The following is a 15,190-nucleotide window of genomic DNA, read 5'->3' as shown; positions in this document are numbered from 1 at the left end:
ATGCACTTCAAGAAACTCGCTGCCACCCTGCTCATCTGCGCCTTGCCGGCCGTCAGCCAGGCCCGTGACACGGCGGTGTACCTGCCGTTCGACAAGGCCGTCGCCGAAGCAACCCGCACCGGCAAGATCGACGGCAGCGTGAAATTCTATCTGGCGGGCAACGCCCCGGCCGGCAAAGTCACCGTCGTCAGCCCCGGCGCCGTGACCAACAAAAAGACCAACGCCTTCAACAAGACCGACCAGGAAGCCTGCGAGTGGGTCGTGCAATCGGCCATCATCAGCCTGCACCAGGCTGCAAAAAACGCCGGCGCCAACGCCGTGACCAACATCGTCAGCTTCTACAAGAGCAACGAGCGCAAGGATGCGAAAACCTACGAATGCCACGCGGGCGCGATCATGGCCGGCGTAGCGTTGAAGGGCGATCTGGCGACGGTTCAGTAACTGCCGGAACGACGAAGGGCGCCTTTCGGCGCCCTTTCACAAACAGGTTGGCTTGTCATCGCCTGTCACCTGTCTGGCTCTGCGTTGGCTGGTTGCCCAGGATCCTCAGAGTCTCACAAGCCCCTTTCGGGAACGCCGGCAGTATTGCCTGAAACCTCATGTCGAGCAACGGCTGGCATTTGGCTTCGATGCGCCACTTCCGTTGCCATCACAGTCCCAACGCCCGTCTGACTGCGGTTTTGATGGCGTGAAATTCGTCTGTTGCAAGATGTGAGATCAGGTAGATGCGTTTGCCTTGCCGATCCCGGCTTTTGATCCGATCAAGCCGCGAAAGACTGACCGTGGCAATCATGTCGCACTTTGCCCAACAGGTCGGGCTGGCTCCCTGAAGGTGACTTGCAAGTTCAAGATGGTGCCCAAGCAAGCAGTCAGGGGCGGTGGTACTCAACGGCACTACTGTTACCAACAAGCTGTTGGTTCGATGTTTACGTATCACAACAACAGGTCTGACTTTGACCATCTCGGGGATTTCATAACCCCTGAAATCGCAAATCAAAACGCTGCCCTCCTTAGGCTGATATCGAAGTGGCATCCGTGACACTCGTTTGAAAAAGAACTGATTTTGCGCAACAACGGCCATATTCCCTAAGACAGTTCCGTTACTCGAAATGTACGGAGCCCAGCCACCAAATCCATGCGCCACAACTACACTCGCTCAAACAGGCCGACACACTGCGCCTGCCGGAACGGCGAGCCCGATCGGTCAAGTACTCGCGGTTCTCTTTCACCGTCAAGGAGACAACCATGCAAGCGAAAGCCCTGATCACCGCCACCCTTTTCAGCCTGCTGCCCAGCGCCAGCCACGCCACCAACCTGATGTACATGCCGTTCGAAACAGTCGTGTCGGATGCAACGCGGGCCGGGCGGCTGGATGGCAGTGTGAAGTTTTATCTGGTCGGCAACGGGCCTCAGGGCACTCAGCGGTTGTTGCAGCGCGGGGTAGTCAGTGACTTGAAGACCAACGGTTTCAACAAGAGCGATCACGACTCCTGCGAGTGGGTGTTGCAGTCGAATCTGATTGCGTTGCAGGCCGAGGCAAAACGCGTCGGGGCGAATGCGGTGACCAATATCGTCAGCTACTACGACCAGCATGTGCGCAAGGATCTGAACACTTACGAATGTCGGGCCGGCATCTTTGTCACGCGGGTGGCGTTGAAGGGTGATCTGGTGCGGCTGCCCTGATCAACCGGCTTCGACCTTACGCGTGAGCAATTCGACAAACGCCTTGGCCATCGGCGATTTCTGGTCCTTGCGCTGCACCAGCCACACCGCCGTTACGGCCTCGGGATCGAGCAGCGGGCGATAGACCACGCCGTCGATGCGCATCCGCTGATACGACGCCGGCATCACTGACACACCCAGACCGGCTGCCACCAGACCGATGATGGTCATGGCCTCACCAGCCTCCTGGGCGAAGTGCGGGCTGAAACCGGCGTCACGGGCCAGACTGATCAACTGCGAATAGAGACCGCTGCCATAGCTGCGCGGGAAGAACACGAACGGCTCCAGAGCCAGCGCCGAGAGAAACAGCCCCTCTTCAGAGCCCTGCGCCAGCGGATGTTTGGAGCTGAGCACGGCCACCAGCGGCTCGCGCATCAGTTCGACCACGCTGAGCGAATCCGGCAAACCCAGCGGCCGCATGATGCCGACCTCGATCGACTCGTCCACCAACGCGTCGGCCACCATGGTGCTGCTCATCTCCCGCAGGTTCAGATGCACCGCCGGGAAGCGCTGGCGGAAGGAAAAAATCGCTTGGGGAATGGTTGAGTTGAACGGCGCCGACGAGGTGAAGCCGATCTTCAGTTCACCCAGCTCGCCGAGTTGCGCACGTCGCGCCACGTCCGCCGCTTTGTCGACCTGAGCCAGCACCAGCCGCGCTTCCTCCAGAAACAGTCGCCCGGCCTCGCTGAGCTCGACCCGACGATTGGTACGCTCGAAAAGCCGTGCACCGACTTCCTGTTCCAGCGCCTGGATCTGCTGGCTCAGCGGTGGCTGGGAGATGCCCAGCACCTGTGCGGCGCGGCCGAAGTGCAGTTCTTCGGCGACGGCGATGAAGTAGCGCAGATGACGCAATTCCATGGACACCCCATTAGGTCGTAAAAGCTATCAAACAGGTCGAACAATATATTGGATAGAAACATTAGCCAGCTATATGATTTTTTCATTGCCTGCCTGCCCGCGCCCTCCGAGGTCTGATGTGAAAACCGCCGTCGCTCCACTGGCCCATGAAGTCCCGCCCGCTGCGGCGGACGATGTACTGACCGAACTGCAAGAGATCTACATCGAGAAAGGAACGCCCGCGTTCATGCGCACGGTGCTCGCGCTGTTCAGCGGCGGCTTCGCCACCTTCGCCCTGCTGTACTGCGTTCAGCCGATGATGCCGCTGCTGTCCCACGAATATTCGATCAACGCGGCGCAGAGCAGCCTGATCCTGTCGGTGGCCACCGGTATGCTGGCCTTCGGGCTGCTGATCACCGGCCCGATTTCTGATCGGATCGGGCGCAAACCAGTGATGGTCGCCGCGCTGTTTGCCGCGGCGCTGTGCACCATCGCCAGTTCGATGATGCCCAGTTGGCACGGCGTATTGATCATGCGCGCGCTGATCGGGCTGTCACTGAGCGGCCTGGCGGCGGTAGCAATGACGTACCTGAGCGAGGAAATCCATCCGCAGCACATCGGTCTGGCGATGGGTCTGTACATCGGCGGCAATGCGATTGGCGGCATGAGCGGACGGTTGATCACCGGCGTACTGATCGACTTCGTCAGCTGGCACACGGCGATGATGGTGATCGGCGGTCTGGCGCTGATCGCGGCAGCGGTGTTCTGGAAAATCCTGCCCGAATCACGCAACTTCCGCTCCCGCTCGCTGCACCCGCGCAGCCTGCTCGACGGCTTCACCATGCACTTTCGCGATGCCGGCCTGCCGCTGCTGTTCCTCGAAGCGTTCGTGCTGATGGGCGCGTTCGTCACCCTGTTCAACTACATCGGCTACCGCCTGCTGGCCGAGCCGTACCACATGGATCAAGTGTTCGTGGGGCTGTTGTCGGTGGTCTACCTGTCGGGCATCTACAGCTCGGCGAAAATCGGTTCGCTGGCCGATAAGCTGGGGCGTCGTAAAGTGCTGTGGGCCACCATCGCGCTGATGTTCGCCGGCCTCGCCCTGACGATGTTCACACCGCTGCCGCTGGTGATCATTGGCATGCTGATCTTCACCTTCGGCTTCTTCGGCGCGCACTCGGTGGCCAGCAGCTGGATCGGCCGTCGGGCGCTCAAAGCCAAGGGCCAGGCGTCGTCGTTGTACCTGTTCAGCTATTACGCCGGCTCGAGTATCGCCGGGACGGCGGGCGGGGTGTTCTGGCACATGGCGGGATGGAACGGGATCGGCCTGTTTATCGGCGCGCTGTTGCTGGTGGCGCTGTTGGTGGCGTTGAAGCTGGCGAAGCTGCCGCCGCTGGGTGGTGGCGAAAAGGTTTAGCCACAACTGCGCCCTAGCGGTAATCACGGGCCAAGGTACACTGACGGCATTCGCCTGCTTTGGTAAAGGAAGCCAGAATGCGCCTGGACCGTCTCCACATTAAGAATTTTCGTTGCTACGAAGATGCCACTTTCGACTTTCAGCCAGGGTTCAATCTGGTGGTGGGGGTTAATGGGAGCGGGAAGAGTTCGTTGTTGCAGGCGGTTGCCGTTTCGTTCATCGAACTCGGCAATGCCATGAAGCCAAGTCAGACCTCTATAAAAAATGAAGACATTCGCTTTGTCATAGATCGTTTTGAAAACAGAAGCCGCTTTGAGCGCAAGTTCCCATTACTGGTACATGGCATAGGCAGTTTCTTCGGAGCTACAGACTGGGTCCTGAAACGAGATGCAGAAGACTTGCCCCATCTTGTAGATTCAGTATTCGATGCCGAGATAGACAAACTAAAACAGAAAATCAACCTGGCCATTCCGGTCGATTTGCCTGTGCTTGCTTTCTACCGCTCCAATCGCCGCTGGCAAGGGGGCGGAGTATCTGCTGAGTTCGCCGCGAAACAACGCGTCTCGCGCTTCGATGCCTACGTTAACTGGTTCGATGCAGTTGCGGATCTCAGAGAATTTGAAAGCTGGTTAATCGGCAGAACGCTGGAGCGGATGCAGAACCTTCTTGATTCCAACACCCAGTCACTTGAGTTCGACGACGAACTTTACTGGGTAAACACTGCGATCGAGCGCGCTATTCCCCACGCACAAAATTTGCGCTATGACCTCCGGCTGCAAAGCTTGTTGATCGACCTGGATGGAAAAACCATTCCCTTCAATGAGCTTAGCGATGGTCAACGCGGGATGATTGCATTGTTCGCCGATATCGCCCGCCGCATGTGCATCCTCAATCCCCACATGGGCAAAGACGTCCTGAAGAACACCTCAGGCGTGGTCATCATCGACGAACTGGATATCCACCTTCACCCGGCCTGGCAACGCAGCATCGTGCCTGCATTGAGACAGGCTTTTCCCAAAGTCCAGTTCATCGCTGCAAGCCATTCCCCACAAATCATCGGCAGCCTGAAACCCGAGGAAGTCATCGTGTTGCACAACGGGGATCCTACTCATCCGCGGGTCACCTACGGTCTGGACTCCAGCAGCGTACTTGAAGAGGTGATGGGCGTTACGCAGCGCGAACCAGAAATCGAAGATCTGCTGTCCGAGCTTTTTTCCACGTTGGAAGACAACGACCTCGAAAAGGCAAAATCACAACTTGAGGCGCTGAAAAAGAAAGCCCCCGACCTACCGGAATTCGCCGGCGCCGAAGCACTGATCAGGCGCAAGGAGATTCTCGGCAAATGAAGCGAGTGCTCAAAGGAACTGAACCCGCTTCATTTACAGATTGGAAAAACTCGGCGAACGACGAGTGGAGCCCAACTTACCCAACGCTACAAAACCCGCAAAAACGGGATTTGCATAATGCCCTGCTTAAGGAGCAAGGCTTTTTCTGCTGTTATTGCGGCCGGGAAATAGATGCCTCGACCAGCCATATCGAGCACTTCAGACCTCAAGAGCATTTCGAAGAGCTGGCGTTGGAGTTTCACAACCTTCATGCCTCCTGCCTGCGAGAAACCAAGCCCGGCAATCCGTTGCACTGCGGCCATAAGAAGGGCAACTGGTTCGACGAAAACCAAAACATTTCTCCCACCGACGAGAACTGTGAACAGCGCTTCCGATATCTGCGAACCGGCGAAATCCAGCCAAAAGATTCTGACGACCTTCCCGCCACAAAGATGATCGAGGTATTGGCGCTAGACATCGCCTACCTCAAAAATCGACGGCAGGACACAATCCGTCGCCTCTTCGATGATGAGTTCGTCATGCAAGTCAGCGAGGAAGAGCTTGAGAGGTTGGTGACGGCGATCAGAAATACCGCGATTCCCAATCAAAAAGCCTTCGACCACATCATCGCCCGCTACGCCGAACAGCTCCTCGGACGCTAAACCCATCGCAAACAAAAACGCCCGGCATAAGCCGGGCGTTTTTTATTGAAGCGTGATCACTCGTGATACTGCGCCGACAACTCATGCACCGCACGCAGGAACGCGCCGGCGTGTTCCGGGTCGACTTCCGGCGTGATGCCGTGGCCGAGGTTGAACACGTGGCCGCTGCCCTTGCCGTAGCTGGCGAGGATGCGCCCGACTTCGGTGCGGATCGCTTCCGGCTTGGCGTAGAGCACGGTCGGGTCCATGTTGCCTTGCAGGGCAACCTTGTCGCCGACGCGGGCGCGGGCGTTGCCGATGTCGCAGGTCCAGTCCAGGCCCAACGCGTCGGCGCCGGCGTCGGCGATGCTTTCCAGCCACAGGCCGCCGTTCTTGGTGAACAGGATCACCGGCACTTTGCGACCGTCGTGCTCGCGGATCAGGCCGCTGACGATTTTCTTCATGTAGGCCAGGGAGAATTCCTGATACGCCGCCGCCGACAGGTTGCCGCCCCAGGTATCGAAGATCTGCACCGCTTGCGCGCCGGCCTGGATCTGGCCGTTCAAGTACGAAGTCACCGACTGCGCCAGCTTGTCCAGCAGCAGGTGCATGGCTTGCGGGTTGTCGTAGAGCATCGCCTTGGTCTTGCGGAAGTCTTTCGACGAACCGCCTTCGACCATGTAGGTAGCGAGGGTCCACGGGCTGCCGGAGAAACCGATCAGCGGTACACGGCCGTTCAGTTCGCGGCGGATGGTGCTGACCGCGTCCATCACGTAGCCGAGGTCTTTGTGCGGATCCGGGATCGGCAGGGCTTCGATGTCGGCCAGGGTGCTGACGACTTTCTTGAAGCGCGGACCTTCACCGGTCTCGAAGTACAGGCCCTGGCCCATGGCATCGGGAATGGTGAGGATGTCGGAGAACAGGATCGCCGCATCCAGTTGCGGATAGCGGTCGAGCGGTTGCAGCGTGACTTCGCAGGCGAATTCCGGATTCATGCACAGGCTCATGAAATCACCGGCCTGGGCGCGGCTGGCGCGGTATTCCGGCAGGTAGCGGCCGGCCTGGCGCATCATCCACACAGGGGTGACGTCTACGGGTTGCTTGAGCAGGGCGCGGAGGAAACGGTCGTTCTTCAGGGCAGTCATGTCGGCATCCGGAAAAAAAGTGCGGGCATTTTCTCAGAGCGCGACGCAAAAGGCACGGATGCAGGTCAGCCTTTTGTCTATCGGGTCAATTTGTCGCGCTGGAATACAGAGTTATCAGCACCACAAAACACTGTGGGAGCTGGCTTGCCAGCGATGCAGACACCTCGGTTGTCCAGTTCGACCAAGGTGATGCTATCGCTGGCGAGCCAGCTCCCACAGGTATTGCGGTGCAGTTTCGAACCGGGTTTAGACGCCCAGGTAATCCAGGATCCCTTCAGCCGCATTGCGACCTTCGAAGATCGCCGTCACCACCAGGTCGGAACCGCGCACCATGTCGCCACCAGCGAAGATTTTCGGGTTGCTGGTCTGGTGCTTGTACTGACCTTGCTCGGGCGCAACGACGCGGCCCTGGCTGTCGGTCTGGATTTCGAACTGTTCGAACCACGGCGCCGGGCTCGGGCGGAAACCGAACGCGATGACCACGGCGTCAGCCGGGATGATCTCTTCGGAACCCGGGATCGGCTCTGGGCTGCGACGGCCACGGGCATCCGGCTCGCCGAGACGGGTCTCGACCACTTTCACGCCTTCGACCTTGTCTTCGCCGACGATGGCGATCGGCTGGCGGTTGTAGAGGAATTTCACGCCTTCTTCCTTGGCGTTCTTCACCTCTTTGCGCGAGCCGGGCATGTTCGCTTCGTCACGACGATAAGCGCAGGTCACCGACTTGGCGCCCTGGCGGATCGATGTGCGGTTGCAGTCCATCGCCGTGTCGCCGCCGCCCAGCACCACGACCTTCTTGCCTTTCATGTCGACGAAATCTTCCGGCGACTTTTCAAAGCCCAGGTTGCGGTTGACGTTGGCGATCAGGAAGTCCAGCGCGTCGTAAACGCCCGGCAGGTCCTCACCGGCAAAACCGCCCTTCATGTAGGTGTAGGTACCCATGCCCATGAACACGGCATCATATTCGGCGAGCAGTTGCTCCATGGTCACGTCCTTGCCGACCTCGGTGTTGAGGCGGAACTCGATGCCCATGCCGGTGAAGACCTCGCGGCGATTGCTCAGCACGGTCTTCTCGAGCTTGAACTCGGGGATGCCGAAGGTCAGCAGACCGCCGATTTCCGGGTTCTTGTCGAACACCACCGGCGTCACGCCACCACGCACCAGCACGTCGGCACAACCAAGGCCCGCCGGGCCTGCACCAATGATCGCGACACGCTTGCCGGTCGGTTTGACCTTGGACATGTCCGGGCGCCAGCCCATGGCGAACGCGGTGTCGGTGATGTACTTCTCGACCGAACCGATGGTCACCGCGCCGAAACCGTCGTTAAGGGTGCAGGCACCCTCGCACAGACGATCCTGCGGGCACACCCGGCCGCAGACTTCCGGCAGGGTGTTGGTCTGGTGCGACAGCTCGGCGGCCTGGAGGATGTTGCCCTCGGCCACCAGCTTCAGCCAGTTCGGAATGAAGTTGTGCACCGGGCACTTCCATTCGCAATACGGGTTGCCGCAACCCAGGCAGCGATGGGCCTGGTCGGCCGACTGCTGGGGTTTGAACGGTTCGTAGATTTCCACGAACTCTTTCTTGCGTTGACGCAACAGTTTCTTCTTCGGATCCTTGCGCCCGACATCGATGAACTGGAAGTCGTTATTCAGACGTTCAGCCATTGTTAAAACCTCATCAAACTCTTCAGGCGCATATCACTGCGGGTTGGCACGGGTGCTGGAAAGCAACGACTTCAGGTTGGCAGCCTTCGGCTTGACCAGCCAGAAACGACGCAGGTAGTCATCGAGGTTCTCGGCGAGTTCACGACCCCACTCGCTGTCGGTTTCCGCGACGTACTCGTTCAGCACGTTCTGCAGGTGGCTGCGATAGGCTTCCATCGCCTCGCCGCTGATCCGCTGGATTTCCACCAGTTCGTGGTTGACCCGGTCAACGAAGGTGTTGTCCTGATCGAGCACGTAGGCGAAACCACCGGTCATGCCAGAGCCGAAGTTGTAACCGGTCTTGCCCAGAACGCAGACGAAACCACCGGTCATGTACTCGCAGCAGTGATCGCCAGTGCCTTCCACGACCGTGTGGGCACCGGAGTTGCGCACGGCGAAACGCTCGCCTGCGGTGCCGGCGGCGAACAGCTTGCCGCCCGTGGCGCCGTACAGGCAGGTGTTGCCGATGATGGCGCTTTCCTGAGTCTTATAAACGCTGCCCTTCGGCGGCACGATGGTCAGCTTGCCACCGGTCATGCCTTTGCCGACGTAGTCGTTGGCATCGCCTTCCAGGTACATGTTCAGACCGCCGGCGTTCCACACGCCGAAGCTCTGACCGGCAGTGCCCTTGAAGCGGAAGGTGATTGGCGCTTTCGCCATGCCCTGGTTGCCGTGCTTGCGCGCGATTTCGCCGGAGATCCGTGCGCCGATCGAACGGTCGCAGTTGCAGATGTCCAGATCGAACTCGGCGCCGCTGAGGTCGTTGATCGCCGACGTTGCCATCTCGACCATTTTCTCGGCCAGCAGGCCCTGGTCGAATGGCGGGTTGCGCTCGACGCCGCAGAACTGCGGTTTGTCCGCCGGGATGTGATCGCTGCCCAGCAGCGGGGTCAGATCCAGGTGATGTTGCTTGGCAGTCTGGCCTTCGAGGATTTCCAGCAGATCGGTACGGCCGATCAGCTCTTCGAGGGAACGCACGCCCAGCTTCGCCAGCCACTCACGGGTTTCTTCGGCGACGTAGGTGAAGAAGTTCACCACCATGTCGACGGTGCCGATGTAGTGATCCTTGCGCAGCTTCTCGTTCTGAGTCGCAACGCCGGTGGCGCAGTTGTTCAGGTGGCAGATACGCAGGTATTTGCAGCCCAGCGCGATCATCGGTGCAGTGCCGAAGCCGAAGCTTTCGGCGCCGAGGATGGCTGCCTTGATCACGTCGAGGCCGGTTTTCAGGCCGCCGTCGGTCTGGACCCGGACCTTGCCGCGCAGGTCGTTGCCGCGCAGAGTCTGGTGGGTTTCGGCGAGGCCGAGTTCCCACGGCGCACCAGCGTATTTGATCGAGGTCAGCGGCGAAGCACCGGTGCCGCCGTCGTAGCCGGAGATAGTGATCAAGTCCGCATAGGCCTTGGCCACACCGGCGGCGATGGTGCCGACGCCTGCTTCAGCCACGAGTTTCACCGAGACCAGCGCCTTCGGGTTGACCTGTTTCAGGTCAAAGATCAGCTGCGACAAGTCTTCGATCGAGTAGATGTCGTGGTGCGGCGGTGGCGAAATCAGGGTCACGCCCGGTACTGCGTAACGCAGTTTGGCGATCAGCCCGTTCACTTTACCGCCCGGCAGTTGCCCGCCCTCGCCCGGTTTGGCGCCCTGAGCGACCTTGATCTGCAGCACTTCGGCGTTGACCAGGTATTCCGGGGTCACCCCGAAACGGCCGGTCGCGACCTGCTTGATTTTCGAGCTCTTGATGGTGCCGTAGCGCGCCGGGTCTTCGCCGCCTTCGCCGGAGTTGGAACGCGCACCGAGGCGGTTCATGGCTTCGGCCAGGGCTTCGTGAGCTTCCGGCGACAGGGCGCCCAGCGAGATACCGGCGGAGTCGAAGCGCTTGAGTACCGATTCCAGCGGCTCGACTTCACTGATGTCCAGCGGCGTGTCGAGGGTCTTGACCTTGAACAGGTCGCGGATCATCGACACCGGACGGTTGTCCACCAGCGAGGTGTATTCCTTGAACTTGGCGTAGTCGCCCTGCTGCACGGCGGCTTGCAGGGTGTTGACCACGTCCGGGTTGTACGCGTGGTATTCGCCACCGTGGACGAACTTCAGCAGACCGCCCTGCTGGATCGGCTTGCGCGGACTCCAGGCTTCGGTGGCGAGTGCTTTCTGTTCGGCTTCGATGTCGACGAAACGCGCACCCTTGATGCGGCTCGGCACGCCACGGAAGCTCAGCTCGCAGACTTCCTCGGACAGACCGATGGCTTCGAACAGCTGAGCACCGCGATAGGACGCGATGGTCGAGATGCCCATCTTCGACAGGATCTTCAACAGGCCTTTGGTGATGCCTTTGCGGTAGTTCTTGAACACCTCGTAGAGGTCGCCCAGGACTTCACCGGTACGGATCAGGTCGCCCAGCACTTCGTAGGCCAGGAACGGATAGACCGCCGACGCACCGAAGCCGATCAGCACCGCGAAGTGGTGCGGATCGCGGGCAGTGGCGGTTTCAACCAGGATGTTGGAGTCGCAACGCAGGCCTTTTTCGGTCAGGCGGTGGTGCACCGCGCCGGTGGCCAGCGAGGCGTGGATCGGCAGTTTGCCCGGGGCGATATGGCGGTCGCTCAGAACGATCTGGGTACGACCGGCACGCACGGCTTCTTCAGCCTGATCGGCGACATTGCGGATCGCCGCTTCGAGGCCGACGCTTTCGTCGTAGTTGAGGTCGATGATCTGCCGCTCGAAACCCGGGCGGTCGAGGTTCATCAGCGAGCGCCACTTGGCCGGGGAAATGACCGGCGAGCTGAGGATCACACGCGAAGCGTGCTCCGGCGACTCCTGGAAGATGTTGCGCTCGGCACCGAGGCAGATCTCCAGCGACATCACGATCGCTTCACGCAGCGGGTCGATCGGCGGGTTGGTCACCTGGGCGAACTGCTGACGGAAATAGTCGTACGGCGTGCGCACGCGCTGGGACAGCACGGCCATCGGCGTGTCGTCGCCCATCGAGCCGACGGCTTCGTAGCCTTGTTCGCCGAGCGGACGCAGTACCTGATCGCGCTCTTCGAACGTGACCTGATACATCTTCATGTATTGCTTGAGCTGATCGACGTCGTAGAAAGCCGAACCGTGGTCGTTGTCTTCCATGGTCGCCTGGATGCGCAGGGCATTCTTGCGCAGCCATTGCTTGTACGGATGACGGGATTTCAGACGGTTGTCGATCGCGTCGGTGTCGAGGATCTGCCCGGTTTCGGTGTCCACGGCGAAGATCTGGCCCGGGCCGACACGGCCTTTGGCAATCACGTCTTCAGGCTTGTAGTCCCACACTCCGATTTCCGACGCGAGGGTGATGAAACCGTTGGTGGTGGTGACCCAGCGCGCCGGGCGCAGACCGTTACGGTCGAGCAGGCACACCGCGTAGCGACCGTCGGTCATTACCACGCCGGCCGGGCCGTCCCACGGCTCCATGTGCATCGAGTTGTACTCGTAGAACGCACGCAGATCCGGGTCCATGGTTTCGACGTTCTGCCACGCTGGCGGAATGATCATCCGCACGCCACGGAACAGGTCGATGCCGCCGGTGACCATCAGCTCCAGCATGTTGTCCATGCTCGAGGAGTCGGAACCGACACGGTTGACCAGCGGGCCGAGTTCTTCCAGATCCATCAGATCGTTGGTGAACTTGGTGCGACGGGCCTGGGCCCAGTTGCGGTTACCGGTGATGGTGTTGATCTCGCCGTTGTGGGCGAGGAAGCGGAATGGCTGGGCGAGCGGCCATTTCGGCAGGGTGTTGGTGGAGAAGCGCTGGTGGAACACGCAGATTGCGGTTTGCAGGCGCTGGTCACCCAGGTCGGGATAGAACGCGGCCAGGTCGGCCGGCATCATCAGGCCTTTATAGATGATGGTCTTGTGGGAAAAGCTGCAGATGTAGTGGTCGGTGTCGGCGGCGTTGGCCACCGACGAACGACGACGGGCGCTGAACAGCTTGACCGCCATGTCCTGATCGCTCAGGCCTTCGCCGCCGATGTACACCTGCTCGATCTGCGGCAGGCGCTCAAGGGCCAGGCGGCCGAGGACGCTGGTGTCGATCGGCACTTTGCGCCAGCCGATCAGTTGCAGGCCTTCGGCCAGGATCTCGCGGTTCATGTTCTCGCGAGCGGCTTCGGCCTTGGCCGGATCCTGATTGAAGAAGACCATGCCCACGGCATATTGCTTGGGCAGCTCGACGCTGAAGGTTTCCTGGGCAATGGCACGCAGGAACGCGTCGGGCTTTTGAATCAGCAGACCGCAACCGTCACCGGTCTTGCCGTCGGCATTAATCCCACCGCGGTGGGTCATGCAGGTCAGGGCCTCGATGGCCGTTTGCAAAAGGGTATGACTGGGTTCGCCCTGCATATGGGCTATCAGGCCGAAACCGCAGTTATCCTTGAATTCATCTGGTTGGTACAGACCTGCTTTCATAGACACTTTCTCACCAGGCTGCCTCTTTTCGAGGCAAATTTCTTTTCAATTCAACCACTTGCATCTCGCGCCGAACGTACGCCGGCTTAGCGGGGGCAAAAGGGTGGTCATTGTACACAGCGACACAGAGGCTCACAAATTTGACGACGAAATGTCGCAAATTCATGTCGCATTTGTGAAAGGTTTAAAGCGATCTGCTGTGCTAGTCAAAACTTTTTTAATTTTGACCGCAACGACTCAAAGACTACTGTGACGCAGACACCACAAGGCACGCGGTCTGTAGAGACGGCGCGCACTTGTAGAGATTTTGAGGTGCTTGGAGAGGCGGCCTGGGTAAGGCCGCCGAATCTTCAGCGAGTTGTTGCCAGTTCCTGTTGGACGCTGGCGACAGTGCGAGGCCAAGGTTTACCAGCCTGAACCTTCGCTGGCAAGGCCTTGATGGCAGAAACGGCTGCATCACGATTGGCGAAGTTGCCGTAGGTGATCACGTAGAGAGGCTTGCCGTTGAGGACTTTCTTGAAATAACGGTACTCGCCGCCCTGCTCCTTGACGAAGCTTTGCGCGGTCGCTTCGGAGCTGGTGCCGAGGATCTGCACCACGTAATTGCTGGTCGGCTGACCGGCGTACCAGCTGCCACCGGCAGCCTTGGCGACGGTGACCGGCTTCTCGGCAGGTTTCGCGGCGGCAACAGGCTTGGCAGGCGCCGGAGCCGGTTTGGCCACTGGAGCGGCCGGAGCAGGCTTGGCGGTCGCGACCTGGGTCGGTGCCGGCGTCGGCTTGGCTGCCGGGACTGGAACCGGAACCGGGGTCGGCGCAGGGCCGGCCTGAACGCCCGCAGGTGGCGCGGTGGTGGTCACGGTCGGTGGCGTGTTACTGGAGCCTTCGACCGGCACGCCATCGTCGCCTTCAGTGATACCACCCGCGGCTTCAGCCAGCGGACCGCGCATTACCGGTTGGGAATTGCCGACCAGCGGCAGCGGCATCGGCTGGGTATTGCCGTTGAATTCGACGGACGGCGCGCCACCCGCCTGCGGCGTGCCCTGGCCCAATGGCAGTTGCGCCTGCTCGTTGGCCGGCGCACCGGTGGTCGGTGCCTTGTTGCGACCCGGCATCAGCCAGGCGGCGGCGACCGCGACCACAACGACGGCGGAAATCGCCAATACGTGTTTCTTCGGCATGTTGAACCCCATACTTGGACGCTTGACCGCAGAGCGGCTGGCAATCATGACTTCGATCAGAGCATCGCGAGCGACCTGGTTGATATTGCCCGGCCAACCCTCGGAGCTTTCGTGAATATCAGAGATCTGATCCGCGGTGAAAAGTTCGACACCCCGGCCGGCGCCTTCGAGCCGCTGGTCGAGATACTCGCGAGTTTCTTCTTCGGTGTACGGCTGTAGTTCGATGACGTGGAAGCGCTCTTCCTCAAGGTGCAAGCCCTCAAGCTGCGCGATCAGCGACGACTCACCGAACAGGAACACATGCGGACGGCCTTCCGGCGCGCCGGCGCCCAGCGCCATCAGGGCTTCAAGCGCGGACTCGCCGAGCTGCTCGGCATCGTCCACCAGCAGATAGACTTCCTGACCGGTCAGCGCGAGTTGCACAACCTGATCGAGGATCGCCCCGACCTCGGCCTGGGCCACGTCCAGCGCCTGCGCCACCTGACGCAGCACACCGGCTGCATCGCCGGCGCCACGGGCGGAGACAACAACGCTCTGCACCGATTGTTTGTTGGTGCTGGCAACCAGTGCCTGACGCAGCAGGGTCTTGCCGCTGCCCTGCGGGCCGGTGACCACCAGCAGCAACTGGCTGTAACGCGCCAGATGATGCAGTTGACCCAGCACCGGTTTGCGCTGGGCCGGGAAGAATTTGAAGCCCGGCACCCGCGGCGCGAAAGGGTCGTGACTTAACTGGAAATGGCCGAGGAACGCCTCGTCGGCATGCAAACTAGTCATCGGAATC

Annotated in this window: 11 protein-coding genes; 5 read left to right on the top strand and 6 right to left on the bottom strand. The window is 60.3% G+C overall.

Going from position 1 to position 15,190, the window contains the following annotated elements; genetic code table 11:
* A complete protein-coding gene (locus tag IHQ43_RS02230) occupies positions 1-441 on the top strand; it encodes an excinuclease (protein WP_085648021.1) in 441 nt (146 codons plus the stop codon).
* 208 nt (positions 442-649) lie between these two features.
* Here the strand turns inward: IHQ43_RS02230 and IHQ43_RS02225 are convergent, their stop codons facing one another.
* The gene (locus tag IHQ43_RS02225; protein WP_085611128.1) at positions 650-1,033 is read right to left on the bottom strand and encodes a type II toxin-antitoxin system PemK/MazF family toxin; all 384 of its coding nucleotides are present in this window, start codon (positions 1,031-1,033) and stop codon (positions 650-652) included.
* 212 nt (positions 1,034-1,245) lie between these two features.
* Here IHQ43_RS02225 and IHQ43_RS02220 point away from each other — a divergent pair, with 212 nt between their 5' ends.
* Positions 1,246-1,683, top strand: a complete 438-nt coding sequence (locus IHQ43_RS02220) for an excinuclease (RefSeq protein WP_192563222.1) — start codon at positions 1,246-1,248, stop codon at positions 1,681-1,683.
* Here IHQ43_RS02220 and IHQ43_RS02215 read toward each other — a convergent pair whose 3' ends face one another.
* The gene (locus tag IHQ43_RS02215; RefSeq protein ID WP_039766450.1) at positions 1,684-2,580 is read right to left on the bottom strand and encodes a LysR family transcriptional regulator; all 897 of its coding nucleotides are present in this window, start codon (positions 2,578-2,580) and stop codon (positions 1,684-1,686) included.
* Positions 2,581-2,698: 118 nt separating this feature from the next.
* Between IHQ43_RS02215 and IHQ43_RS02210 the strand changes: the two genes are divergently transcribed.
* The 3 genes from IHQ43_RS02210 to IHQ43_RS02200 all read left to right on the top strand — a co-directional run bounded on the left by IHQ43_RS02210 (position 2,699) and on the right by IHQ43_RS02200 (position 5,963).
* Positions 2,699-3,976, top strand: coding sequence for an MFS transporter (locus tag IHQ43_RS02210; RefSeq protein ID WP_192563221.1), 1,278 nt, complete (start codon positions 2,699-2,701; stop codon positions 3,974-3,976).
* A 77-nt stretch (positions 3,977-4,053) separates the two neighbouring features.
* A complete protein-coding gene (locus IHQ43_RS02205; RefSeq protein WP_192563220.1) occupies positions 4,054-5,322 on the top strand; it encodes an AAA family ATPase in 1,269 nt (422 codons plus the stop codon).
* Positions 5,319-5,963, top strand: coding sequence for a retron system putative HNH endonuclease (locus IHQ43_RS02200; RefSeq protein ID WP_192563219.1), 645 nt, complete (start codon positions 5,319-5,321; stop codon positions 5,961-5,963). Before IHQ43_RS02205 ends, IHQ43_RS02200 begins: the two co-directional genes overlap by 4 nt.
* 56 nt (positions 5,964-6,019) lie before the next feature.
* Here IHQ43_RS02200 and hemE read toward each other — a convergent pair whose 3' ends face one another.
* The 4 genes from hemE to IHQ43_RS02180 form a co-directional block, all read right to left on the bottom strand.
* Positions 6,020-7,087, bottom strand: a complete 1,068-nt coding sequence (hemE, locus tag IHQ43_RS02195; protein WP_007952372.1) for a uroporphyrinogen decarboxylase — start codon at positions 7,085-7,087, stop codon at positions 6,020-6,022.
* 246 nt (positions 7,088-7,333) lie between these two features.
* Positions 7,334-8,752, bottom strand: coding sequence for an FAD-dependent oxidoreductase (locus IHQ43_RS02190; protein WP_007909438.1), 1,419 nt, complete (start codon positions 8,750-8,752; stop codon positions 7,334-7,336).
* A 33-nt stretch (positions 8,753-8,785) separates the two neighbouring features.
* Positions 8,786-13,231, bottom strand: a complete 4,446-nt coding sequence (gltB, locus tag IHQ43_RS02185) for a glutamate synthase large subunit (protein WP_192563218.1) — start codon at positions 13,229-13,231, stop codon at positions 8,786-8,788.
* 350 nt (positions 13,232-13,581) lie between these two features.
* Positions 13,582-15,183: an AAA family ATPase gene (locus tag IHQ43_RS02180; protein WP_192563217.1), complete on the bottom strand. Its 1,602-nt coding sequence runs from the start codon at positions 15,181-15,183 to the stop codon at positions 13,582-13,584.
* Between the last annotated feature and the right edge of the window lie 7 nt (positions 15,184-15,190).

Origin of the sequence: Pseudomonas gozinkensis (genome assembly GCF_014863585.1) — a bacterium.
GTDB lineage: Bacteria > Pseudomonadota > Gammaproteobacteria > Pseudomonadales > Pseudomonadaceae > Aquipseudomonas > Aquipseudomonas gozinkensis.
The sequence above is the reverse complement of the archived record's forward strand: the minus strand, read 5'-3'. Positions and strand labels throughout refer to the sequence as shown.